This window comes from Paenibacillus endophyticus (genome assembly GCF_014192395.1).
Taxonomy (GTDB): Bacteria; Bacillota; Bacilli; order Paenibacillales; family Paenibacillaceae; genus Pristimantibacillus; species Pristimantibacillus endophyticus.
On record NZ_JACHXW010000003.1, the window covers coordinates 453,573 to 479,000 of the forward strand.

Annotated in this window: 16 protein-coding genes, 1 tRNA gene and 1 pseudogene; 1 reads left to right on the forward strand and 17 read right to left on the reverse strand. The window is 49.4% G+C overall.

Going from position 1 to position 25,428, the window contains the following annotated elements:
- Positions 1–90: 90 nt before the first annotated feature.
- The 4 genes and pseudogenes from FHS16_RS07470 to nrdR form a co-directional block, all read right to left on the reverse strand.
- Positions 91–8,334, reverse strand: coding sequence for an immunoglobulin-like domain-containing protein (locus FHS16_RS07470; protein WP_183560456.1), 8,244 nt, complete (start codon positions 8,332–8,334; stop codon positions 91–93).
- A gap of 801 nt (positions 8,335–9,135) precedes the next feature.
- Positions 9,136–9,294 (reverse strand): annotated as a pseudogene (locus FHS16_RS07475) (winged helix-turn-helix transcriptional regulator); the annotation flags it as partial.
- Positions 9,295–9,340: 46 nt separating this feature from the next.
- Positions 9,341–9,416, reverse strand: a tRNA-Ala gene (locus FHS16_RS07480).
- A 125-nt stretch (positions 9,417–9,541) separates the two neighbouring features.
- A complete protein-coding gene (nrdR, locus tag FHS16_RS07485; protein ID WP_183560458.1) occupies positions 9,542–10,024 on the reverse strand; it encodes a transcriptional regulator NrdR in 483 nt (160 codons plus the stop codon).
- A gap of 142 nt (positions 10,025–10,166) precedes the next feature.
- On the opposite strand from nrdR, the gene FHS16_RS07490 reads away from it, so the two are divergent.
- On the forward strand, positions 10,167–10,385 hold the full coding sequence (locus FHS16_RS07490) for an alpha/beta-type small acid-soluble spore protein (protein ID WP_053377233.1): 219 nt from the start codon (positions 10,167–10,169) through the stop codon (positions 10,383–10,385).
- 110 nt (positions 10,386–10,495) lie between these two features.
- Here the strand turns inward: FHS16_RS07490 and FHS16_RS07495 are convergent, their stop codons facing one another.
- The 13 genes from FHS16_RS07495 to FHS16_RS32415 form a co-directional block, all read right to left on the reverse strand.
- Positions 10,496–11,062, reverse strand: coding sequence for a lytic transglycosylase domain-containing protein (locus FHS16_RS07495; protein WP_183560559.1), 567 nt, complete (start codon positions 11,060–11,062; stop codon positions 10,496–10,498).
- Positions 11,059–11,655, reverse strand: coding sequence for a dephospho-CoA kinase (coaE, locus tag FHS16_RS07500; protein WP_183560460.1), 597 nt, complete (start codon positions 11,653–11,655; stop codon positions 11,059–11,061). Before coaE ends, FHS16_RS07495 begins: the two co-directional genes overlap by 4 nt.
- A 15-nt stretch (positions 11,656–11,670) precedes the next feature.
- Positions 11,671–12,387 carry an MntP/YtaF family protein gene (locus FHS16_RS07505; protein WP_183560462.1) on the reverse strand — a complete coding sequence of 239 codons (717 nt, stop codon included), beginning with the start codon at positions 12,385–12,387 and terminating at the stop codon, positions 11,671–11,673.
- Positions 12,388–12,515: 128 nt separating this feature from the next.
- Positions 12,516–13,370 (reverse strand): DNA-formamidopyrimidine glycosylase, encoded by an 855-nt coding sequence (gene mutM, locus FHS16_RS07510; RefSeq protein WP_183560464.1) that lies wholly within the window; start codon positions 13,368–13,370, stop codon positions 12,516–12,518.
- 49 nt (positions 13,371–13,419) lie between these two features.
- A complete protein-coding gene (gene polA, locus FHS16_RS07515; RefSeq protein WP_183560466.1) occupies positions 13,420–16,098 on the reverse strand; it encodes a DNA polymerase I in 2,679 nt (892 codons plus the stop codon).
- A gap of 100 nt (positions 16,099–16,198) precedes the next feature.
- Positions 16,199–17,419: an EAL domain-containing protein gene (locus FHS16_RS07520; RefSeq protein WP_183560468.1), complete on the reverse strand. Its 1,221-nt coding sequence runs from the start codon at positions 17,417–17,419 to the stop codon at positions 16,199–16,201.
- Entirely contained in the window at positions 17,416–18,954 is a 1,539-nt protein-coding gene (locus tag FHS16_RS07525) for a diguanylate cyclase domain-containing protein (RefSeq protein WP_183560476.1), read from the reverse strand. Before FHS16_RS07525 ends, FHS16_RS07520 begins: the two co-directional genes overlap by 4 nt.
- A 190-nt stretch (positions 18,955–19,144) precedes the next feature.
- Entirely contained in the window at positions 19,145–19,804 is a 660-nt protein-coding gene (phoU, locus tag FHS16_RS07530) for a phosphate signaling complex protein PhoU (protein WP_183560561.1), read from the reverse strand.
- Between the two features lie 51 nt (positions 19,805–19,855).
- Positions 19,856–20,611, reverse strand: coding sequence for a phosphate ABC transporter ATP-binding protein PstB (pstB, locus tag FHS16_RS07535; protein WP_138755402.1), 756 nt, complete (start codon positions 20,609–20,611; stop codon positions 19,856–19,858).
- A gap of 42 nt (positions 20,612–20,653) precedes the next feature.
- On the reverse strand, positions 20,654–21,529 hold the full coding sequence (gene pstA, locus FHS16_RS07540; RefSeq protein ID WP_183560478.1) for a phosphate ABC transporter permease PstA: 876 nt from the start codon (positions 21,527–21,529) through the stop codon (positions 20,654–20,656).
- A gap of 1 nt (position 21,530) precedes the next feature.
- Complete coding sequence (gene pstC, locus FHS16_RS07545) at positions 21,531–22,394, reverse strand: phosphate ABC transporter permease subunit PstC (RefSeq protein WP_246431658.1); 864 nt, start codon at positions 22,392–22,394, stop codon at positions 21,531–21,533.
- A 189-nt stretch (positions 22,395–22,583) separates the two neighbouring features.
- Positions 22,584–23,585: a PstS family phosphate ABC transporter substrate-binding protein gene (locus FHS16_RS07550; protein WP_246431645.1), complete on the reverse strand. Its 1,002-nt coding sequence runs from the start codon at positions 23,583–23,585 to the stop codon at positions 22,584–22,586.
- 100 nt (positions 23,586–23,685) lie between these two features.
- Positions 23,686–25,044 (reverse strand): methyl-accepting chemotaxis protein, encoded by a 1,359-nt coding sequence (locus FHS16_RS32415; protein ID WP_183560484.1) that lies wholly within the window; start codon positions 25,042–25,044, stop codon positions 23,686–23,688.
- Positions 25,045–25,428 lie beyond the last annotated feature (384 nt).

Consider the following 25,428-nt stretch of genomic DNA (forward strand, 5'->3'; position numbering starts at 1 on the left):
AAAGGATGCCAGCCTTGGCTAATCGCCGCTGACATCCTCACTGATTAAAACGCTACAATCCGCTTGCTGCAATTCTGCTGACGGACCTTCTTATTTCTCATCCATCTCCAAAATTCGGAGCAGAATTGTAATGACTTCCGCTCTGGTTGCCACTGCATGGAAGTCAAACTTGCCGCCTTCCTTGCCCTGCATAATCCCTTTTGCAGCTACTGCGCCGATCGCGCCTTTTGCCCACTCTGGCAGTTTATCATGGTCGGTAAAGGTTGCTGCATTGTCGTTTTGGTCTTCCAGCTTCAAAGCACGCGCAATCATAATCGCAAGCTCAGCGCGCGTCAAACCGCTATTTGGACGCAGCGTTCCATCCGAATACCCGCTTAATACTCCCGCTGCTACTGCTTGCTCAAGCGCTTCCTTTGACCATGAAGCAATGTCAGCTTCATCTTTAAAGGCTTGCTGCTTTTCATCGCCTTGCACAGTCAAAGCGCGGGTTAACATCACTGCAAATTCTGCACGGGTTACCGCCGCATTTGGCTTGAAGCTCTGATCCTTGTAGCCAACCACAAAACCTTTTGTCACTGCCTTACGAATCGCGGCTTCTGCCCAGTGTCCGGCAATATCCTTTAATTCAATCTGGTTCTCTTCATTTCCGCCGGTGCTGCCTCCGTTATTCCCGCCAGCGTTACCTCCAGTATTGCCTCCGTTGTTACCACCGTTGTTGCCACCGTTGTTGCCGCCGTTATTGCCAGGCGTTGTATCAACTACTGTAATCGTCAGCACCTGCGGCTGGCCTGCGCTAAACTCAAACGTTAGCTGCGCAGTACCTTTTTGCAATCTCGCCAAGTAAGCCGCCGAAATCGTAATCTGATCGCTATTCACAATGTAATCAGTTCCAGCTTGCAGCAATTCGCTGCCGTTCTTAATGGCTGATAGTGTATGCCCTTTAAGCTCCAGCTTTATCGCAGCTGCTTGATGCTTGCTTGGGTTCAAATCAAATTCAGCGGCAGTTGGGCTAATTTCACTACTCTGATTGATACCTTCGAGTCTGTTAAGAAGATCCGTTTTAACTTCGCCGTCCGCCATAATAGTGACAAAGTTGTGCGCCATAGCGATATCGGCAGCAGATCCAGATGCGACAGCTTTTGAAACAGCAGCCTCTGCGGAGGCTTCAAGCTTTTCATTGTAGTTGCCTGCGCTTATCAGATATAAATCTGTAAATAAACTCGAGTTTTTCAATTGTCCACTTTCCACTTCATATGTGCCTCTGGTGCTGTCGGATTCATGCGAGCCGTCAGATTCATTGAGCATGATTGATAGTCCGATTCTTCCGTCAGCGAGCTCCGGAGCAGCATTATGATGGACCGTATTAAACGGAATTTTCAAATCGTAAATCGTCGTTTTCGAATCTGCGTCTCTCGTAATCTTTGCCACGATATCCGTTACCGGAGCAATCGGGGCATTAACGCCTGTGGGACGAGTCCAAGGAAATACGATAACTTCGTTGTTATTGGTGAGCGTGAATCCCAATTCATTCCGCATCGTACTGTCGGTTGCAGGATTGCGTAAATCAATGCCTAACTGCAAATTGTCCTCTCTCCATATATTACCTCCGGTCTGGCTATTGAAGTGCACATCGTCTGTAACGACTATGTACGCGTATAAATTGCTGTCATCCCATGCGAAATGCGATTTTGCACTGAGGTCTTGCGGATTATCCCACGTTCCCGAAGTCACATAATCTTTTGTATCCATGACATATGCCGGAGTTGCTGCATTTTTTGCAGGGTTTTCCGCGTCGGCAGAGCTTACCTGTTCAGCATACGCCGCGTCTAATTTTGCCGTATAGGTATATGCTTTTCCGTCTTCGAGATGAATCTCGAATGTGATCAGACCCGCAACATAATGCGGTAAATCTACGGTTACGGATTCGCCTGCCGCAAGCGCGTTAAATGGAACGGGAGTAAAATCTTCTGCATAGGCAGCCGGTGAAGCGATTGTCAATGTCCCGGGTGCAGATGCTCTTCCTCCGACATTATACTTAACAGTGAATTGTTGTGTATCTCCGTCTTTGGTTAGGTTAAACACAAACGGTTCCGCAATTAAATCTGAGCCGTAAATGCCGTACGGATTGCTGGCAGGTGTGCTGTTTCTCAAACCGGAGGTATAATAATTGTTGCTAAGTTCTATCGACGTACCGCCTTCGCGCAGCATGGCATACACATTATTATTTTGGCCGTTCTTGGTCGGTTGGAAGTAAGAAGTGTATACATGCGCTTTACCGCCTTGGACATCTATGCCCGGATTGTTGCCCGGCAGCTGAGTGAAGTTTGCTTGCTGTAAACGAACGTTACCGTTATTTACGATCGCTCCCGCTACGGTCGGGCTTCCCCAGAACGCGCTGTTGTACAGAACAAGTTCAGCGTCTTCGTGGATTTTTGCGGTATTAGCCGTATCGCCCATTCTGACGTACGCTCTGTTAGGCTCCGTCGTGATGTTTGTATTAACCAATTCCGAGTTGATCGCGATTATTTTGGTGTGTTCGTCCGCATCTTCCACATAGAGCGCGTACGTGGTTCCGTCCGAGCCGTGACCAATCATCGTCATTTTGCCGGGGTATGCGAATTCGCCGTTCCCCAAATCCCTTTTCAGGAAATGTATGCCGTATACCGAACCGAAAACGAAATTGTTGAAAATAGTCTGGTCTTCCACATCGGCGAATTTGAGCGCACTCATGTATCTTTGCACGAATCCGTACAAATCGCCTGTAGGTGCCGAATATCCTTGACCTCCCGGAAGCCTCAAAGCGTAATGCGGATTGAATTGCATATTTCTAATAAATCCGCCTTCCGCGCCGCCTCCTACCCAGATGCCTGCTCTAAGGAGCGTGCCGCCTAAGTAATCTACATAGTGACCATCGGTTTTATACGAAGCCAGGTCTATTCCTTTATCCCCTATTGGGATGGTTAAATTGATTGCATATACGCCTGCACCTTGTCCCTGTACCAAAAACGGAGTTTTTAGCGTTTGGTCAGGGTTATTGAGGTTGACGCTCGTTATATTGGATTGCGTAATGTTAAGTCCTCTGAGACCTGCGTTTGCCTTAAGCTGTATGAGAGAAGCTCCGTTCTCTCCTTGAGCGCCGCCGGTGTATGCAGTAAATATCGCTGTGCCGCCGCCTTGTGTATGATGCTGTACGTCCCATGTTCCTCTGAGTTCAACACCTTCGGGAACGATGACAGGACTATTCAGCCTATATCTTCCACCCGGCAAATAGATCGTGCCGCCGCCGTGATTAGCTTTCATATAGTCAAGAGCTTCCTGCAATTTTGCAGATATATCCACGGTCGGTGCGTTGCCTGTCAGTGAGCGCGGGAAGTCAAGTCTAAGCACTGCGCTTGATGTCGGTCTCGGGTGTACGTCAATATCTGTTTTCACGTCTTTCGGAATAGGTTCAAATAGGTAATCAACATCATTAACGATTTGTACCGTGGTGGTATTACCGCCACCCTTAACATCAAGTTCGAGGCTATCGATGTGAGCGTCAAGGTTAGCGCTCTCGATGTTAAGATCGTATCCGGAATTCACCGATTTGAACGTTCCGAAGTTTGTTCCGAGATTTACATGGTTGCCAGCCTGTTTGAAGTCGCTCTGACTGACTAATGCGTTGCCTCGGCTTAGGAAGTTCAGCGCAAAATTGTCATATTCATCGAATGTACAATCCTCGAATGATATGACTCCGCCTCTGGCGTTGCTTACAATCGGACCTTTGAAGTCAACTCCGTTGAATTGAACAGAAGTGTCGAAACGTTCGTTGAAATATACTGCCGTGTCGCCTCCGAATTCCGAGTTTGAGAGAAGCAAACCGAAACCGTTAACGTTGTCAATATATATACCTGTTTCACTGTCTTCGATTTTCAATCCGTAAAACTGCGCGTTCGGAGCTTCGTCGCCGCCAGGTTCTCTTCCGATCCACATACCCGTTTTATACCCGGAAATATTCAGTCCAGATACATATTCCCAGTCCGAACGGTGCATCATGAATCCGGTAGCATTTGCTCTTGTGTACGCTCTGGTGTCCGAAAGAGACGGTGCGCCGTCAAGTCCGGAATTCGCCCAGTATTTCGGGTTCATGTCAACGTTCTCGATACGTCCGATGTCTGTGCATGTGTGAATTACGATGCCCTTGTAGAGAGCCGTCATTTTGCTGTTCAAAACATAATGCATTTCGCTCGGCAGCGAGATGAATCCTCCCCAAGCATTTACGAGAGTGACGTTATCAAGCGTCACGCTGTTTCCAGTTCTTTGATAGAATGTCCACGGATACGGAATTCCTTTTATGTCCTCGAATTCCCCTGTCTTCTGACCATCTTCGTTTCTCTTTTCAACAGTGGTTGTCGCATTAATATCTTGATTCGGATACCATACCGAAAGGTTCGTTACACCTGTGCCTTGTTCCATGTCAATGAAACGATCGGATACGTTAGCTACTTTTTTGCCGCCTGTCTGATTTTCTCTCTCGTCAGAGTCAACATATGTGTCATAATTGGCGGAATTATGTCCGGCATAGACTGCGAGAATCGTGCCGTCGATTTTACCGTCGTAACCATCCGCATCCGGGTTATCCCATTCGCCGCGCAGCTGTACGCCTGCCCGCAAATTTAAAACTTGTTTATATTCGTAGTTTGTACTGCCAGTCGTGCTTTGAACGCTTATTGTGCCGGTCGTTTCCGTATAGAATGCATAGGTTCCCGCCGGAATGTAGACTACGCCGCCGCCGTCATTATAAGCCGCATCAATCGCCGCCTGGAAAGCTTCTCTGTTGTCGAATTGTACGATGCCTTCCACTTCTGCCATCTCTGCTGTTTTCGCGCCGAAAGCGAGTACGTTAAAGTCCGAAATCGCCCAATCTTTCGCATCATTTTCCTGAACGATTGCTGCTCTAATATGTTTTGCGTAATCGTATCTATCTGGAACCGTGAGTACAAAGGTTTTCGTCTCCGTTACGGGAGCAGCTACAGGACCTCTTTTTATCGTCGCCGTGAGCGTTACCTCACCGCCGCCGTCTGGACGGTTAGTCGGTATTACGCCTGCAGCGGTTATGAGGGTGTTAGCGGATGTCGTCCAAGTAATATCCGTCATATTTTCACCCATTGACGGAAGAACTAAGTTCGTCGTCACATTAGCCTCAGTCGCATTCACGCCTTTAATTAAATCCCATGTCAGCTTATTCAACATATCGTTTACCGCATCCTCGTCGGTCCCGGTGCCTGTTCCGCGAACCACTATATTAAATGTTTTAACAACTGGTGTTGCCGTTCCTTTGCTTACTGTCGCCGTGAGGGTTATTGCTGTACTCGCTTCTTGACGGGCTACTGCGCCGGTGTCGCTGTTGATTACCGCGTTGTTGGTAGATGTCCACACAATGTTCGTACTCGCTGAACCCGCCTTAGCAAGAGTCAAACCAGTTTCAACCAGATCCTGTCTTGTATTCGTACCCTTGATAGCGTCCCAAGTCAGCGCGTCCGAAACAAGCTTTACCGCTTCTTCATCTGTTGGGGGAATTTCCGTTATTCGCATGCTCTGTATGATTTCTCCGGATGTACCGATTCGGAAGTGTGCTCCTTGATTCTGTGCTCCTATTGCGAAATTCGCTCCGTTAAGCATAACCTTTGAAGTCACCCAAGCGTTTCCGCTTCCGCTCGCCGGAATACTCGCTGATCTATACGCTTCAAACCCAGAGAAATTGCCGGGATATATAGTGTTATACTGTAACGAAATACCGCTCGTTGCGCTCGGTCTCCAGTATGTGACCGCTAATTCGACCTTGTTTGCTTGCTTAAGTTTAAGGTCATCTACAATCACGTACATAAAGTTGCCAACCTTCACAGCATCTACGCCGCTTTGAGTCACTATATCCACTGCGGTACCGCCGTCTCCGATGAGGCTGATGCCTATGCCGTTGCCTTGAAGTCCTTCAAACGGTCCAGCCGGATCTCCACCATCGCTTAATCCGCTTCCAATTGTATCGACTGCATCAAATGTTTCAGGATCGTTGAAGTCAATAAACACTTCTGCAAGCTCGTTAGTCGTACTGGCTACTGTCAAATTAAAAATTACATTAACAGGTGCTGCATTGCCTTTGGATATTGTCGCCGTAAGGGTTACGGCTTTTCCTACGTCTGGGTCGCGGGTTACGCTGCCAGTCGCGGTATCGATAATACCTGCCGGTTCAGCCGACCACACTATTGCTGTATCATTCGCACCCGTTGCCACGAGCGTCAGCTCCGTTCTGACTTCGGATTGAATCGCATTCGAGTTCCTGATCGAGTCCCAGGTTAGCTTCGTTTTCGCGTCCGCTACTGCCTGATTGTCGTCAAGATGCTCCACTTTAACTCTTGTATGCGTTCCTGCGAAAGGATATTGCGTATTTTGAGCCGTTCGTGCGAATGTATAATAGGTGCTGCCTGTTGGTTTTGCAAGTGCCGCAGTATAAACACCTGATTGAACAGTCCCCATCGTCCAATCGCCCTCTGCTGGAGCGTTGCCGGTAGTGTTTATCGCGAACTGCACAGCCTGGCCGTTTGTCGGCGCTGCGGACGATACAGTCACGATTTCGCCTGTTTCAACAGCAGCGGGTACAGCTTTCGGCGAATCCACGTTATTCTGGAAACGCGGGTTCTTGATATAGATGTCGCCTTGGGGCACAGAAGACCATTGCATTTGCAATCTCACTGCCTGCACCGTGTCCAAATGAACGGGATTGAAACCATTCGGAGAATTTGCCGCTGATAATTGCGCATAAACGGTAATCCATTCATTAACTTTTCCATTTTTGATTTCGTTAACATTAAGATTAAGTCGCGAATTGGTGTCAACATTGTTGCTGCCAGACGCCATAGCGACCCAGTTATTTCCATTCAATTTCAATAGATCCGTATGCGTAACATACATATCAAAAACAAAATATTGATTCGCGTATGCTAATAAATCCTGATTGCCGCTGCCATTAATAAAGCGCGCATCCCAAAGCCGTTCAGCGCCGGCGCCTATTTTCCCAGCGCCCAGCTTAACCGCTTTATTTCCGTCCGGCGCAATAGCGTTGTCCGTCCCCTCTTCTATATTAGGAAAATACGTCGCAGCTAGCGCGTTTACCGCCGCCGGCACGGCTTTCACCGTCACAGTAATCGCTTGCGTAGCACTTGCATTCCCCTTGGTTACTGTCGCCGTGAGTACTACCGTTTTGTCTTCTTCTCTATTAAATAAGCGATTTACGCTTCCGGCGTTGCTTACCGCCAAGTTGTCCGAAGACCATGCTACGTTAGTTGTTCCAATTGATGTCGGAAGAATAAGTTGTGATTTCACATCGTTATTCGAAGTATTGCTGCCTTTAATCGAATCCCAAGTCAGAGACGACGCCGCTTCATTTACCAAAGTTTGTTCGTTAATAGAGGTTACGGTTATTCTTGTAGATGCGCCGATGAAGTTGTAATTGCTGTCTGCTTTCGCACGCGCGAATACATAGTAGGTGTCTGCCGAAGGTAATGTGGAAAATTGATGCGAATAAACATTACCGGTTTTGCTTCCATCCGCCCAACCGGACGCAGGAGCGATACCATCTTCGCTTATTGCGAATTCCACAGCCTGCCCGCTAGCGGGTGCGTTCGCCGTTACTGTTTTTGTTGCTGCATCAAGTGCGGGAGCCGTTGACGGTGAAGCCGGAACGCCTAACGCACTTTTCTGGAAACGCGGGTTTTTTATGAACACGTCAGTGCTAGGGACACTCGTATCCCATTGCAAATGCATGGCCAGTCTAGTTACTTTGTCTAGCCAGGCGTCATTGAAGTTCCCGGCTACTGCACTTGACGTCGATAACTTCGCATAGACCGTCGCCCATGTGCCCACCGCAGCGTTTGTAACGCCGCTTACATCAAGCTGGAGACGAGAATCGGCGTTAAACTTATCTGCGGCAGGATTGCTGTCGCTTACGATGACGAGCCAGTTATTTCCTTGCATATTTTTAAAGCTGGCACTCGGAATATACATCTCAAAAGCGAAATAGCCGTCTTTGTAAGCGGATACATCTTTTAGAGGCGCCACGCTCGGCGTGAAGAGGTTATCCCAAGGGCCACCGCCCTTTGAGGTTCCCGTGTTTAAGCTCCACGCTTTCTGCCCGTCCGGCGCATCGGCGTAAGTCGCCGTATTGCCATCTGCACCTGCATTTACGGTCAAAAGAGATACGGCATCTCCCCACGCCGCGCTGACTGACGCTAGCGGAGAAGCCAAAGTAAATAGCATCGACGTCATAAGTAAATAGGCTAATAGCCGTCTTTTTATCATTCTCAAATTTCCTCCATATTTAATATTTTTAGTTTCTGAAGATTAGCTTAAAGCTTTCAAAACCTTCTTCACTTACATACCAAACCTCTAGCATTGCGTATAAGCGATCTGTATTTTCAAATTTTCTATGATTTATGTAGTGCACAAAAAATAAATCCTTTACTACCCTCAGCTATGCTGCTTTCATCTTGATATGAGCCACTCATGGACTCACACATATTCTCGCATTTATGCCCGCCGCCGCATCACCTCTACTCATCCATATGTACAATCTTGTAAAAGCGCATCCGTCCACAATCGACTCGATGTTAGCGTTTTCACAAGTTTAAAAAATAACAGGGTTCAAAGAGCGATAAGCGTACGTGCAAATACGTAATCTCACTACTTCTTTTAACCTTGTAATAAAATCCCGGAACACAATCTGGATATTGTGGACTAATCTTATCATACGAGTGTTGCAATAAAGTTCCAATGAGGCAGTCTTATCCTTTACGGGGGCAATATTAATTTAATGAAAAAACAACGTTGTCTCGCTAAACTTTACAGGTAGTTAACACATGAAGAGTACGACGATAAAGATAAGGCATGCTATTTGTTTCATTCCAATGATTGGCCAAACGAAGCTTGATTTCAATCTTACCTCCAAGAGATTTCAATTCCTCCAATAAACTTCCAAAGCAGATTGGCTCTACCAAACAAAAAAAATACCACTTCGAATGAAGTGGTTTAAGCTCACACACATTGGTTCCGACCGCCTGCACATATGCTCAGCTACAAAATAGAACCGGACTATCTCGAACGCTAGTCCAGTTCTTTTCGCTCATTTTCTGCTTCTCCGAGCTTCTTACGCTCGATATGGGCCGCTCCCCATTGGTGCAAGGCTTCTATAACCGGAGCCAGGCTCATGCCGTATTCCGTAATGGAGTATTCCACCTTCGGTGGAATTTGCGGGTAAACGACTCAAAAAAAAAACGCTTGGAAAACCAAGCGTTACGCGGTTGTTTTATGGTGGAGACTAGCGGGATCGAACCGCTGACCTCTTGCATGCCATGCAAGCGCTCTCCCAGCTGAGCTAAGCCCCCGTGCTAATTCTAATTCCTCAGGTATGCAAATCTTATGGGTCTATAATTAGCCAGCTCGCACTCCCAGCTGAGCTAAGGCCCTAAATAACGACAAGATTGATCTTAGCATATCGTGCTAATATCTGTCAATCCTTATCTATCATACTGTTGAGGGGGTGCTTGGACAACAGGTTGTTAAGCTCCTTCATGAACATATCGATGTCCTTGAATTGACGATAAACGGACGCGAAGCGGACGTATGCTACCTCATCAACCGGATACAGCTCATTCATAACGATAGCTCCTATATCGCTGCTGTCGACCTCGGCATGAGCCGTCGTGCGCAGCTCCTTCTCTACCTCGGATACGATAACCTCGAGACGCTCAACAGGCACTGGCCGCTTCTCGCAGGCACGGATGAGACCTCGCAAAATTTTGTCGCGACTGAACTCTTCACGGCTTCCATCCTTCTTGATCACAATAAGAGGCGTTTCTTCAATCATCTCGAAAGTTGTGAATCGGCGGCTGCACTTCTCACACTCGCGGCGACGGCGGATTGATTTGTTCTCGTTGGCTGGCCTGGAGTCTAATACTTTCGTTCCGGCATAGTCGCAGTATGGGCATTTCATAACGATATTGCCTCCTTTCCTATTCGCTGAATGCCTTATAATTCGGCTATTCAAAAAAAATTTTAATTTCCATGTAATTCCTGTAATGAAGTTTCGATTTTTGCACATAATACTTTTACCAACCGCAAGGAGGTGAACATACATGAGCGCATCCCGCAGCAGTAACCAATTGGTAGTGCCACAAGCGACAGCTGCCCTTGATCAAATGAAATATGAAGTTGCTCAAGAGCTAGGCATCGCAATTCCGCAAGACGGATACTACGGCAACATGGCTACAAAAGACGCAGGCTCCATCGGGGGATACATTACCCGCCGCCTAGTGCAAATTGCCGAGCAATCCCTTGCTGGTCAATACAAATAATGATTCATTAAAAGTTGTATGAATAACGGAAGCTTTGGCTGGGCCCGTCCAAGAAGCGACGGGCCACCAAGGCTTCATTGTATTTTCGAATTGGCAACTGCTCGTTTGACTTAAAAGCTAGGATATAACTCCTTATACTTATTATAATAATAAATAACCCGCTGTACATAGTGCCTCGTCTCACCGAATGGGATTTCCTTTACCTTTTCAATCGATCCATCCCACACGCCCGTATCCAGCCATTTCCGAACATTGCCCGGCCCAGCATTATAGGCAGCAACGGCAGCGACCATATTCTGGTCAAACTGCTGATTCAACGACTTCAAATACCAAGATCCAACCTCGATGCTGACATCCGCGCGATGCCGAAGCGTATCCTCCGTAACATCCTGAAAGCCAGCCTTTTGCACGACCCATTCTGCCGTATCCGGCATAATTTGCATCAAGCCCAAAGCGCCTTTCTTTGAATCCTTGCCTGTCTGGTAATTCGTTTCACTGCGTATAATCGCGGCAACCAAATGTGGTTCAACCTTGTAATTGGATGCGCTGGCTCGAATATCATCTTTATATTTCACGGGATACATCACAGTGGCCAGCCAGTCCGATTTCAGAAACATAATCGTCAGCAGCCCCAGCAACAGCACCAGAAGAACTCTTTTCTTCAGCAGCACTTTCATAACAAGCACTGACTTTCCCAGAATGCATCCAGCTGGCGTTTCGTATCCTCTAGCGATCCGCTGTTGTCGATGACAAAGTCAGCCAGCGCACGCTTCCGTTCAATATCCATCTGCAGCGCGATCCGGCGAATGGCTTCTTCTTCCGTAACTTGATTCCGCGCCATTAATCGAACCTTCTGCAGCTCTGCAGGCACGTAAACGACCATAATGCCGTCATACAGCTCTTCCTGCTTGGTTTCATACAGCAGCGGCACGTCAGCTACGATCAGCCGGTTTGGGAATTGTTCCGCGAAGGTATGTATAGTCGCCTGCATGCTTGCACGGATGGCCGGGTGAGTAATGGCTTCGAGCTTCATCAGCATGCTTTTATCCTGAAAAACGATAGCTCCAAGCTCCTTGCGGTTAAGAGAGCCATCGCTTTCAAGCACAGCTTGTCCAAACGTAGAGGCGATTGCCTCCAGTGCCGGCTGGCCCGGAAGCACGACCTCCCTTGCGACTTGATCGGCATCGACCAGCAGCGCACCGCGTTCCACCAGCATGTTGGCGATAGTGCTCTTACCGCTGGCAATACCGCCGGTTAATCCGATTCTCATCCATTTCACCTCTAATTATAACAGCTTCATGATTCCCATCATGATCAATAATATGCCAGGAAGCAAAGATAATGTTTGCATGCCTCTCCAGGCCGAGAAGCGAAAGCCGAAACGCATTCCGCCTATTAAGAAGATGGCACTTGCAGCCGCGATCGTCAAAGCCGTCAGCAAGGAAGGCAAGCCGATCAATGCTGCGCCAAGTCCAGCACCGAATGCATCGAGTGACAATGCCACGCCAAGCATGACCGCTTCCGATGCGGAGATCGTTCCTGATTTGTCGACATCGGCAGCTTGCGGCGTTTTTAGAATCTGAATGACTAGACCCAGCCGTTTCAGCTCAACCATGACAACGAGTGCAGCACTCGCAATCTCGCCAGCATGGGCATGTGGACTGCCTTCAGCCGCAGCGGCACTCTCAATCCGCGAAGCAACTGTAGAATCGCCTGACTCGTCAGCATGCTTTCCTTTTCTAAGCTGCAGCAGCGCCCAGCCACCGATGAGAATAAGCACACAAGCACCGATGAGCCGCGCTGCGAATTCAGACAGAAAGCTGGTTAGCAAGCCGCCGACTTGCATGGATAAATAAATAATTAAACCCGAGCAGCAAGCAATGATAAGTACCGACAGCATAGGGATGCGAATTCTCCGCAAGCCGTACGTAACGCCAACACCAAATCCATCCAAGCTAACAGCAAAAGCAAGCACTAACAGTGAAGCAACATGCGCGAACAATCGTAAAGTCCCTCCCCGCACGGCGAATATCCGGCTCACTCAGAAGCTCCGAGTAGTCATTCGCCTATTGTTCGTAACACGTTTATCATATGCGGGGAGTATTTGTCTGTGCATGTCGATCCAAAATGCTACTTTGCCTTGAGCTGTCCTGCTTCCTCCAATGTCTGGCATTTACTGCAAATATGCGTGCCTCTTCCGCCTACGACAAATTTATAAATAGGTCTCGAACAGTTCGGGCATGGCTCATCCTTCTTGCCGTAGACGAGCAGTTGATGCTGGAACATCCCCATCTCGCCTTGCCCATTCACGTAAGACTTGATTGATGAACCGCCCGCTTCTACCGCATGCGCAAGCGTCGACCGTATTGCCTTGTACAAACGTTTCCACTCTGCCGGCTTCAATGAACTAGGCGAACGTTCGGGATGGATGCGAGCCAGAAACAACGCTTCATCCACATAAATGTTGCCAAGTCCGACAATATGCTCTTGATTAAGCAGCAGCGGCTTTATTTTCGTAGCCCGCTTCTCCAGCTTGCTTCGCAGCAATTCAACAGTAAAGTCAGGCTCAAGCGGCTCTATGCCCAGCTTGTTCAGCGGCGGCAGCTCCAGATCCTGCCCTGCTGTGAACAGATGCATTGTGCCGAATTGGCGCACATCCTTGTAGCGGAGATCTGTGCCGTCCTCGAAATGGAATATCACATGCGTATGCAGCTCGACCGGCTCGTCCGAAGGGAATACGCCGTAGCGGCCTTCCATGCGCAAATGCGAGACCAGAACGAGTCCGTCCAATATGATCCGCAGAAATTTGCCGCGACGCTCAACGGTCTGAATCGTATGTCCAGCCAAAGCATCTGCGAACTGTTCAGTCTCTGCAGGGCGCTGTATAATACGCGGGAGTTTAACCGTAACGGACTGGATTCGTTTTCCCGCGACAAGTTCGATCAATGTTCTTCTTACGGTTTCTACCTCTGGCAATTCAGGCATATTCTCCTCACCTCAACAACCATTATACCCGAAACAGCGCGCCAGCGGGTTACTTTGCTTCATACCAATTGTCACCGAAGCTCATATCGGCCTTAAGCGGAACGTCCAGCTTAAGCGCGCCTGCCATGACTTCCGGCACCAGCGTCTTCATCAGCTCCAGCTCATCCTGCGGCACCTCGAATACGAGCTCATCGTGTACCTGCAGCAGCATGCGGCTCTTCAGCTTGCGCTCGCGCAGCGTCGCGTCCATATGCACCATCGCCAGCTTGATAATATCGGCTGCCGTACCTTGAATAGGCGTATTCATCGCCGTGCGCTCCGCAAAGGAACGCAGGTTGAAATTGGAAGCATTAATGTCATTCAGATAACGCCTGCGCTCCAGAAGTGTCGCCACATAGCCGTCACGCTTAGCTTGCTGCACGATATCAAGCATATACTGGCGAACGCCTTTGAATACCTCCTTGTAATCCGAGATAAACTTTCCGGCCTCATTACGCGTGATGCCAAGATTCTGCGACAAACCGAAATCGCTGATGCCATATACGATACCGAAGTTAACCGCCTTCGCTGAGCGGCGCATATTGGAATCGACCTCTTCGGCTGTAACTCCGAACACGTCCATCGCCGTCTTCGTATGAATATCCATATCATGTATGAAAGCTTCCTTCATGTTCTCGTCATCTGCAATATGCGCAAGCACGCGCAGCTCAATCTGCGAATAGTCGGCTGCGACAATGGACCAGCCAGGCTCAGACGGCACGAATGCCTTGCGGATTTGGCGTCCTTCCTCCAAGCGGATCGGGATATTCTGCAGGTTCGGGAACTGACTGCTTAGACGGCCCGTTGCTGCAATCGTCTGGCGGTAATAGGTATGGATCTTGCCCGTTTCCTTGCGTACCTCCTTCAGCAGCCCTTCTACATAAGTGGACTGCAGCTTGGAGAGCTGGCGGTAATGCAGGATGAGCGGAATAATGTCATGATAAGGCGCGAGCTCCTCTAGTACCTCAGCATCCGTAGAATAACCTGTTTTCGTCTTTTTCTTGGCGGGCAGTCCCAGCTTCTCGAACAGGACCTCGCCAAGCTGCTTTGGTGAACCAATGTTGAATTCCATCCCGGCGAGCTTGTACACGTTGCTAATGATCGTCGTAAGCTGCCCCTCCAGGTTGCGGCCAAGCGCTTCCAGCTCCTCGGATTTCACCTTAATCCCCTGAAATTCCATACCTGCTAGGATACGGGACAATGGATGCTCCATGTCAAAATAAAGCTTGCTCATCCCCGTATTGCTCAGCTCTTCGGTTAACAGCGGCACCAGCTTTCGAACCGCTTCCGCCTTCAGTGACAAGTGCCGATATAGCGTATCCGCATCCGGTACTTTGAACTTCGCGCCCTTCCCGTATACCGCTTCATCCGGCGGCAGCAGGGACAGTCCTTGCTTCTCGTTGATGCCGCTCAGCGTCTGGCTTGCTTCGGTTGGATCAAGCAGGTATGCGGCGAGCTGAACGTCGAACGCTGAGCCTTCGAAGCCAATCCCGCTCCACTTGAGCGCAAGCTCAACCTTATGCAGGTCAAAGCCGTATTTCGGCTTATCCGCTTGCTCAAGCCAGTCGCGCAGCTTAGCGGCAAAAGGCTGCTTAATTACCGAGTAAGGCATCGCGAATACGGCATCTTCTGCTGCAATCGCGAGACCGATCAGCTCGGCATGATGCGGGTTTTCGCCAATCGCTTCGATGTATAGGCCGTTTTTATCTGTTTTGCCGAGTATGTCCACGAGTCGGTCAAGCGCTTCCTTATGCTGCTCGGATTCGATCACGTGAATCGACAGATCAGCCGCTGCAGCCTGAGCTTCTTCTTCCATATCGCCTGCTTCCGCGCCAAGCTGCAGCCGTTCAATCAATGACTTGAATTCGAGCTTGCGGAACGCTTCAGCCAGCTTTGGCCCGTCATAACCCGCATAGCTGAGCTCGTCTATGCTTTTCTCGAACGGCACCTCGCGAAAGATCGTCGCCAGCTTCTTGCTCATCTCCGCATCGTCCTTATGCGTCTCGATGTTTTCCTTCAACTTGCCCTTCAGCTTGTCCAGGTTGGCAAGGACGTTCTCGACTGTGCCGTGCTCGTGCAGCAGCTTCAGCGCCGTTTTTTCTCCAACGCCCGGAACGCCAGGGATATTATCGGAGACATCGCCCATCAGACCCTTCAGATCAATAATCTGCATCGGCACCAGTCCGTATTTTTCTTGGATTGCTTCTGGCGTGTACAGATCAACCTCGCTGACACCCTTGCGTGTAACCGCAATCGTCACCTTTTCGGAAGCAAGCTGAAGCATATCCTTGTCCCCGGTTACGACGAATGTCTCGACGCCTTTGTCGTCAGCTGCCTTCGTAAGCGTGCCGATAATGTCATCCGCCTCATAACCAGCCAGTTCGTACTGCGAAATATTAAAAGCACCCAGCAGCTCTTTTAGCACGGGGAATTGCTCCGACAGCTCTGGCGGCGTCTTCTGCCTTCCGCCTTTGTATTCTGCGTAGCCTTCGTGGCGAAACGTAACCTTCCCGGCATCGAACGCAACCAGCACATGCGTCGGTTTTTCTTGCTCAAGCAGCTTGAGCAGCATCGTCGTAAATCCGAATATCGCGTTCGTATGGCTGCCGGACGAATTCGTCAGCGGCGGGATCGCGAAAAACGCGCGGTATATGATGCTGTTTCCATCAATGAGCATCCATTTTTCCATAAGGAATCACACCTTCTTTATGTAGCTTTCATACGTTCCATTATAGCACAAAACGGCTTTCCCCAAGCATCGCTGCCTAAGGAAAGCCTAACCTTCACGATTATAGCTTATTCGTATCGAACGGTGCTGGCCGCCCTAGCAAATAGCCCTGCGCATATTGGACGCCCATTTCGCGAACCTTCGCCAGCTCCTCCTCCAGCTCGATTCCCTCGGCAATGACCGAAATGTCCATTTTGAGCGCAAGCTGGATCAATGTATACAGGATATGCTCCTTCATCTCATCGAGATGGATATTCTGGACGATGGATCGGTCGACCTTTAAGTAATCAGGGCGCAGCTCTACAATTGACTGCAAGGAGGAATAACCCGCGCCTACGTCATCAATCGCGATTTGATAACCCTGGCTCCGGTAATGCTCCAGCGCTTTTTTGACCGTTCCGAAATCAGCAATCGAATTCCGCTCCGTTATTTCAAACACGACATGATGCGGCGAGAGCTTATGCTGCTCCAGCAAGCTTAACGTTTGACCCGGCGAAAAGCTGGGGTCCTCCATAATTTGCGCCATTACATTTATAAACAGCTTCTGATCCGGCGCCAGCGAGATGCAGCCGTCTATCGCCTTCTCTCTAGCTAGCCGGTCCAAGGTGTAGGTTAAGCCTTCCTTCTCCGCGAAGAGGAATAAATCCATCGGTCCCGCGAACCACGAGCGGTCCACGGTTCTGGTAAGCGACTCATATCCGAATATTTTCCCTTGCTTCTGAAGCGATACAATCGGCTGATACACCGGATAAATCATCCGATCGCAAATGATCTGATCGATTGCGCGCCGTTTCATGCTGTGTTCCATCGCGTCCGCTGCTTGGCCGTGCAGGATCGCTTTTTTCATCACCTCATACCAGACCAATCCGTCAGCCGTATTCGACTCATTCGACGCAACGGCGACACCGACATGAAGCCGAGCTTCCGTGCTGTCCGAGGCTATTTTGTCCAACCCTTCGACAAAACGCTGCTCCCACTCCGTCGTATGCTTATGGGCAAGCTCCAAAAGCCAGCCCTCCAGCAGCTTGGCCTTACCTGTCGGCAATCGCATATGTATGAAAAGATCCTCCTTCACCCATTGAAGCCCTTCATACAGCAGTGAACTGTTAAAAGCTTCCTCCGCCTCGCGCTCCGCAAATTCGCGCCACCGCTCCTGCAACGAGGCCATGCTGTCCTTCTGATCGTCGGAGGAAAGCTGCCATGACAAATAGATTATGCCAAGATGGCCGGTGCTTTCGTTGTCCGCTCCGTTTAGCCGCCATATGTCCCGTACTTGTCTCAATTTCGGTTCCGTTCCTCTCCATGATGCATTCCTGAAATATGATCCATGACGCAGATGCTGCCCTTCAGCGCCTTCGCCTGCTTCTTCAGCATAGCTGCCCGTCTTGGAATTTCCTCCGTCGCAAGTGGTACCCTGCCATCCCACATCATAAGTGACAAAGAGAGCGTCACACCCTCCTGTTCAACGGGGTTTCCGTGGCGGTCCTCTACGCTCGTGACCTCAACGCCGCCATAGAATGCTTTTATACCTTGATCGAATCGTTTAATCAGCGCCTCGCACAAGCCTTCGGCTAGTGATGACTTGGTTACCGCAATGAAATCGTCCCCGCCGATATGACCGATAAAATCATCGCTTCCGCCGAGGAGATCAAGCTCCCTGCGCAATAACTCGCCCAAATAGCGTATTAAGTTATCGCCCATCCCGAAGCCAAAGCAATCGTTATACCATTTGAAATAATCCAGATCCGCATAAATGACTGCGAACGGCTCCTTTTCACCGATTCGCCTGCTCAGCTCCAGTTGAATTTCTTCATTGCCAGGCAGACCCGTAAGCGGATTAGCAGTGCGTGCCGCTTCCGTGCGGAGTGTCGTCATGCATTCCAGAATGGAACGGATGGAGGCAGCTCCTGCCATTTGACCGTCCTTCGTAATGAGCACAACATCGTATAGCTGTGAGAATTCACGCGCCATCGCAAGCTGCGAAACATGCTCGACGGACAGCTGTTCATCCACGATAAGCGGCTGGTTATTCATGATTCGTTCCACCGGACGGTTCCAGTAAAGGGGGAGCCCAAATTGACCGGCAAGCATCTGATGCAGCTTTTCCTTCATGAGTATGCCGATCGGCCTTCCTTGATCCACAATAACGGCGCCTTGCGCTTTCGCATTCGTATCGAATAAGTAAGCGACTTCGGACACTCTAGCCCTGGCAGGAAAAACGGGGAACGGGACGGCCAGCGTTCCGATCCGAACCGATCTCCCATGGTTTCCCGTCAAATCCTGCTGGATGACCGTTTCACTAGCCACAGCTGATAATCCGTAACCAGCTTGGCTCAGAACGCCAGCCGCTCCCGCATCCTTCCTCTCCCTGCCAAGCGATACATTATAAGCGCTATGCTCCATCGCATCGAGCAGCATCCGGTATACAACCGCTTCCGAGGAGCGGCCTGTTGCAGGGGGGAATGCGGTAGACATGCCAATGTTCACCTCTACTTCATGCTCTGCTCCATGCTCCTTCTCCGTATTGGACACGACTTTGCGAAGCTTCCCATACAGACGCTCGAGCGACTTTTCAATCACCTTGATAATCGGCTCGTCCTTCTGCTTGCGATCGATTAAAAAAAAGTAATCCCATTCCAGCCGCTGCCGCCAAAATAAAGCTTTCTCTTCGCTTTCCCACATCTGCAAAGCGTTCTCCGCCGCCGCGTTACCCAGCCGAAATCGAACATAAATGACTCCTATGCCGCCTTCATGCCAGCGCTCTTTAATGCTGCGGAGCATATCCCGATTGAATAACCCAACCCCGACTCCATTCATGCCATTCCCCTCGATCGAATTTCGTCTATTTCAGTTCCTTTGACACTTACTTTACCAGCCGATTGTGAATAGAGATGCATAGATATGTTAATTTTCGGTAAAATTCGACACGAAGTAGTTCGTATGACCTGAAAATATAAAAACCGTCCAAGCATATTTGCTTTGACGGTTTTATAGAAGAACATTTGTGCTACACGTTCAAATCCGGTCTATTGCCCGTAACGAGGTATACGACGCTCTCGCCGATGTTCGTAGCATGGTCGCCGAACCGCTCCAAATAGCGGCCAACGAAGCTCAGCAGCGACGATTGCGTAATATTACGAGGATTCTCCATCATAAGAGAATACAGTTCGCGTGTAATTTGACCGTAAAGGGCATCGACTTGATCGTCGTCCTTCGCCATTTTGTATGCCAAATCTACGTTCTCTTGAATAAAGGACTGAATGGACTCATAAGTCATAAGCTGAACGATTTCCGCCATGCGGGGCAAATCAATCAATGGCTTAATGAGCTCCTGGCCTTCCAGGCGGAGAACAACCTTGGCGATATCCACAGACAGGTCACCCATCCGCTCCAGGTCGCTTGCAATCTTGAACGCGGACAAAATGCGGCGCAGGTCCTTGGCAACCGGCTGCTGCGTAGCGATAAGCTTCGAGCCGATTTCTGTAATCTTCTCTTCCATTTGGTTCAGCGACGGATCCTTCGCAATGACCTGCTTGGCACGGGAAACATCAACCGACTTCAGCGCTTCCATTGACTCAACGAGCGCCTTTTCCACGAATGTACCCATGTCGATCAACAGGTTATGAAGATGCTCCAATCCCTGGTCAAACTCTTTGCGTGTGGTCATCACAACGGCATTCCTCCTACAAATTAAGTTGCATTTATGGCTAACTCCGGCTTAGCCGAAGCGACCGCTGATATAATCTTCCGTGCGCTGGTCCGTCGGGTTGGAGAACAGCTTCTCCGTATCCGAGTATTCAATAACTTCCCCGTTAAGGAAGAACACGGTTTGGTTCGATACGCGGGCTGCCTGATGCATGTTGTGAGTAACCATCACGATCGTATATTTATCCTTCAGCTCTTGGGCAAGCTCCTCAATCTTGAGCGTGGAGATCGGGTCCAGCGCAGAGGTTGCCTCATCCATGAGCAGAATGTTCGGATTGACGGCTAGAGCGCGGGCGATACAGAGACGCTGCTGTTGACCGCCGGAAAGGCCGAAGGCCGAACGCTTCAAATGATCCTTGACCTCTTCCCAAAGCACAGCTGATTTCAAGCTGGTTTCCACGATTTCATCCAGCTCGCGCTTGCTTGTGATGCCGTGCAGGCGCGGCCCGTATGCCACGTTGTCGTAGATTGATTTCGGGAAAGGATTCGGCTGTTGGAACACCATTCCGACTTTTTTGCGAAGCGTTTCAACGTCTACCTCATTCGAATAAATCTCGGTCCCGCCGATCGCTATCCCGCCTTCGATGCGCGTGCCCGGAATCATGTCGTTCATCCGGTTGAGCGTACGAAGCAGCGTCGATTTACCGCAGCCGGATGGTCCGATGAAAGCCGTAATGGCTTTCTCGGGAATCGTAAGCGATACATCCTTCAAAGCGTGGAAAGCGCCGTAAAATAAATTCAGCTTGTTAATGTTAATAAGTGCTTCCATGTCGTTTTCCTCCTAAAATGGTGTGCTTGTGCCGGCAGCGCCTTACACGTTCTTCTGGTATTTGTTGCGTAGCAGGATAGCCGAGAAGTTCATCAGCAGCAAGAGCGCGAGCAGCACGATAATACCGCTTGCCGCAAGCTCCTTGAATTCGAGCTGAGGCTTCGACAGCCAGTTATACACTTGAATCGGAATAACGGTAAAGGAATCCTTGAGACCGTCCGGCAAAAACGCAACGTACGTAAGCGCACCAATCATAACAAGCGGTGCCGTCTCGCCGATTGCCCGCGACATGGCAAGAATGACGCCAGTGAGAACACCTGGAAGAGCCGATGGCATAACCGAACGGGAAACGGTTTGCCATTTGGTCGCACCGAGTGCAAACGATGCATCGCGGCGCGATTTCGGAACAGCGCGAATCGCTTCCTGCGCCGAAACGATAATAATGGGAAGCACCAGCAGCGTCATCGTGAGCGCGCCAGCGATAAGGCTGCGGTCAAGCGAGAGAAGCCGAACGAACAGGGTCAAGCCTAGAATGCCGTAGACAATGGATGGAACGCCAGCTAGCGTACTGATATTCAGTTGAATCATCCTTGTAACGCGGCCTTTTTTTGCATATTCTTCCAGATAGATGGCTGCGCCAACACCGAAGATGAAAGAGATCGGCGCCATGATTAGCAGCATATAAATCGTACCGACGAGTGCCGACTTCATACCCGAACCTTCCGCTTTGCGGGAAGGGAAATTCGTGAACAAGTCTGGCTGAAGTCTGGATATGCCATCTATAAGTATATCTATGATAAGTGCGCACAGGGCGAGTACGCCGATTGAGGTCGCGATGACGAATAGGATATGCAGCATCCAGTCCGTCCTCCGCCGGCCCGCAATTTGCTTGCGGTTCGCATCTTGGAATATGTTCATCTTAGTACTCCTCTCTGAATTTTCTTGCAATGTACTGGGCAAGAATATTGAGCAGGAATGTAATGACGAACAGCGTCATGCCGACCGCGAAGATCGATCCGTACTCAATGGTTCCGTGCGGCGTATCTCCGAGGCTGACCTGAACAATGTAAGCCGTCATTGTCTGGATGCTGTCGAGCGGATTGGCTGTCATGTTAGGCGTTGATCCCGCCGCGACCGTAACGATCATCGTCTCGCCGATTGCTCTTGAGAAGGCAAGCACGGCTGATGCGACGATGCCGGAGAAAGCAGCTGGCACGACGATTTTCAAAGCAACTTCAAATCTTGTAGCGCCAAGGGCATACGCACCGTCGCGCAAAGTACGCGGCACCGAAGACATCGCGTCCTCGCTGAGTGAGCAAACCATTGGAATGATCATGATACCAACTACGATTCCTGCGCTTAACGCGTTGAACACGCCAGCGCTGTTGAAGATGCTTTGAATAAGCGGCGTTATCAGGCTAAGAGCGAAATAACCGTATACGATCGTAGGTACGCCAGCCAGCACCTCAAGGATTGGCTTGACGATTTTGCGAACCCGTTTGGGCGCGTACTCCGATAAGTAAATGGCACTGGCTAGGCCAAGCGGAATAGCGACTAAACAAGCGATGAATGTAATCATTAATGTGCCTGACAAGAGCGGCAGAACACCGAAGCTTTTGGGCGGGATTAACGGTGACCATTTGGTCCCAAACAAGAAATCAAAAATCGGTATTTTCTGAAAGAACTGATACGTTTCCGAGATGAGCGTGACGACGATGCCTATTGTAGTTAGAACGGATACGGAAGCACATAGGAACAATAGGATCGGCATCACTTTATTCATGATGCTAACGCGTTTATTTTTGAAGTCATAGGCTTCCTTGCTTAATGTTTGAGCTTTATTGACCGTTTGCAGCCCTTGCCTTGGCATTGCGGCGTCCTCCTTCTTGCCTTTACAATTCGTTTACATATGTGCCGTGAAAAATGTGATGTCCCTCGAGACACCACATTTTCATTTAGACACATTTAATGATTATTGAATTTTTGCTGCTTCCGTAGCGTATTGCTCATCTGGAAGGGATACATAGCCAACTTCGCCTGCAAATTTCCCAATGTTGCTGATATAGTATTTCGCGAATTCTTTTACTTCTGGACGCTCAAGCTCTTTGTTGCTTACGTAGATGAAGAGCGGGCGGGACAATGGAGCGTAGCTTCCGTCTTTGATCGTGTCGTAAGTCGGTGCAATTGCGCCGCTGCCGCCGTCAACCGGAACAACTTTCAATTTGTCTTGGTTTTCTTCGAAGTAAGCAAAGCCGAAGTAGCCAATGCCGTATTTGCTGCCTGCTACGCCTTGAACTAGCGCGTTGTCATCTTCAGAGAAGCTGATTGCTTTATCGTTGCGAATGCCGGCTTTATCAAGAATAGCTTCGTTGAAGTAGTCATAAGTACCGGAATCAGCGCCTGGTGAGAACATTACGATCGGCTCAGCAGGGAATGTGTCGCGAACGTCTTTCCAAGTAGCTACTGTGCTGCCTGTAACGAAAATTTTGTTAAGCTCTTCAACCGTCAAGTGGTCGATAAAATCATTGTCTTTGCTTACGACTACGGACAAGCCGTCAAATGCTACGGAAAGCTCCGTGTACTCGATGCCTGCATCCTTACAAGCTGTTGCTTCTTCTTCCTTGATTGGGCGGGAAGCATCTGCAATTGCGATTTCGCCTGCACAGAACTGTTTGAAGCCGCCGCCTGTGCCGGATACGCCAACAGGTACGCGTACATCTGTGTGCTCTTTATTGAATTCTTCAGCAGCAGCTTCCGTAAGTGGGAACACCGTGCTTGAACCGTCGATTTTAATTTCGCCTGACAATTTCACAGCTTCTTCCGTTGGTGCGTTAGTAGCCGTATTGTTCGTAGCGCCTGTATTTTCTGATCCTGTATTTGCACCGTTTGTATTATTACCGCATGCAGCCGCAAATGCGAGCAGCACCACCATCGACAACATCAAGATCCCCTTAAAGCCTTTTTTCTTTAACAACTCTACCACTCCTCTTATTTTGTCTCTCAGGGTCATCCCCCGTGCCTCTTATACTACTAGCCGTTTGTAAACCTCGTATTCTGTTTTTGTAAACTCCATGTTAAAAATAAGATTGCTGCAGTTTCTCCATTTCGTCAGCTACATGAATTGCTTGCTGATGCGCCTGTTCAGACAACAATCCGATCTGCTCGCTGCTTTTTCGGTTATCCGCAGCGGCGCGAAACAGGCGATTAAAGGCTTCTACCGCCTCATTAACATGCGTTTCACTGGCTATCGTCTCGCTCCGTCCAGCATGTGCCAGCGCCGTCGTTTGCGAGATTGCTTCTACGACGGTTTTCGTTAAGGTCGTAATTTCATTCGCGAACTGCTTCGTTTGGCTGGCCAGCTTCATGACCTCGCCTGCGACTACCGCAAACCCAAGCCCATGCTGACCTGCGCGTGCTGCTTCTATAGAAGCATTAAGGGCAAGCAAGTTGCTTTGTTCTGCTAGCTCCTTGATTTGAGAGGACACCTTGCTGATCGAGCCTGCTTCCAACTGCAAGTCATTCATGCGTTTTTCCTGCTGCTGTGAATGGGAGGCAATCGCTCCAAAAGCTTCTGTGACCTTGTCAAGCTCATTCTTGCCGGTTAGCGTTAGATCGACCATTTGGGCCGAGAGCGACTCGCCTTGCGCTGTTGACATACGAACGCTGCTTACCGCATGCTCTATATCCTTCACTCGCTTCTCAGCAGAGCGGATCGTGTTCTTCTGTACATCCACTGCCTCCTGCTGAAGCATTCTGGAGAGCTTCAACAAATCGGATACGGTCAATACTCCTGCCAGCCTATGGTTAGCGGTGACGATCACGCAATCGTAGAGCACTCGGTCATCCCGGCTTAGCGCGCTATCGATTAGCTGCTGCGGTTCATCGTTATGATCAACGAGCAGCGGAGCTGCGTCCATTAGCTTTGTAATCGGCTTGTCATCATACAGATCGGCGCTAAAACGATGGCCTAGCTTCAAGAAAAAGTGATTGCGCATCATTAAGCCGATCGGAGCCCCTTGCTCGTTCGTTACAATGATGCATTCGCTTTCCGGATGCTTCTTGAACACCGAGATCGTTTCTCGGCAGGTTCGCTCTGCGCTTATCGTCGGTGCTTGGCGCAAGAAATTCGTCAAGCGCACCGTTTGCGAGACTGGCTGCTTTGCAGCAGGCGATGCCTTATCTTCCTTTTCTGCTTCCTTCATTGCTTCCTTCATTGCTTCCTTCTTTGCTTTGTTCTCCGCTTCTTTCTGATCCTGTACTTGTCCGGTAGCTGTTTGTAGCTCCCGTGTTGGTCTTGCGGCTGCTTGCTGCTCCTGTGCTTGTCCAGCAGCTGCTTGCTGCTCCCGGTGCCCGTTAAGTGGTGCGTTCGGATCAGTACCTTCATTTTGCTCATTTACAAAACGGTTTTCTTTCTCCAGAACAGTCGATGTCACTCGCCATCACCCTTCCTTCTATTTCCTTCTGAACTCACTATAGGTCGGAAGCATCAACAGCAATGTGCAGAAATGTTATCGGAATGTTAAATTCGACATATTTTAAATAAATCTCGTAAAAAAAAACGACCTTTACAGGGCGCTCGCCTATGCCATATTTACTATTGCTTGAAGCATGAAATAGCGTCACGCCAAGCGTAAACGGCTGAAGCCGTCATCTGGCGGCTAAGCTTACGTTTCGCGCAGAAATATAGAGAAAGTTGGCGAAATGATATACTTTCCTATATTTCAAGCGTAAACGGCTGAAGCCGTCCTCTGGCGGCTAAGCTTACGTTTCGCGTAGAAATATAGAGAAAGTTGGCGAAATGATATACTTTCCTATAT

What these genes read in the sequence shown, in the direction of transcription:
- pstB (WP_138755402.1), bottom strand. Translation starts at nt 20,611, where the DNA reads ATGGAAGCACTTATTAACATTAACAAGCTGAATTTATTTTACGGCGCT.
- FHS16_RS07495 (WP_183560559.1), bottom strand. Translation starts at nt 11,062, where the DNA reads ATGAAAGTGCTGCTGAAGAAAAGAGTTCTTCTGGTGCTGTTGCTGGGG.
- coaE (WP_183560460.1), bottom strand. Translation starts at nt 11,655, where the DNA reads ATGAGAATCGGATTAACCGGCGGTATTGCCAGCGGTAAGAGCACTATC.
- FHS16_RS07470 (WP_183560456.1), bottom strand. Translation starts at nt 8,334, where the DNA reads ATGATAAAAAGACGGCTATTAGCCTATTTACTTATGACGTCGATGCTA.
- FHS16_RS07525 (WP_183560476.1), bottom strand. Translation starts at nt 18,954, where the DNA reads ATGAATGGAGTCGGGGTTGGGTTATTCAATCGGGATATGCTCCGCAGC.
- pstA (WP_183560478.1), bottom strand. Translation starts at nt 21,529, where the DNA reads ATGAACATATTCCAAGATGCGAACCGCAAGCAAATTGCGGGCCGGCGG.
- pstC (WP_246431658.1), bottom strand. Translation starts at nt 22,394, where the DNA reads ATGAATAAAGTGATGCCGATCCTATTGTTCCTATGTGCTTCCGTATCC.
- polA (WP_183560466.1), bottom strand. Translation starts at nt 16,098, where the DNA reads ATGGAAAAATGGATGCTCATTGATGGAAACAGCATCATATACCGCGCG.
- nrdR (WP_183560458.1), bottom strand. Translation starts at nt 10,024, where the DNA reads ATGAAATGCCCATACTGCGACTATGCCGGAACGAAAGTATTAGACTCC.
- FHS16_RS07490 (WP_053377233.1), top strand. Translation starts at nt 10,167, where the DNA reads ATGAGCGCATCCCGCAGCAGTAACCAATTGGTAGTGCCACAAGCGACA.
- mutM (WP_183560464.1), bottom strand. Translation starts at nt 13,370, where the DNA reads ATGCCTGAATTGCCAGAGGTAGAAACCGTAAGAAGAACATTGATCGAA.
- phoU (WP_183560561.1), bottom strand. Translation starts at nt 19,804, where the DNA reads ATGACCACACGCAAAGAGTTTGACCAGGGATTGGAGCATCTTCATAAC.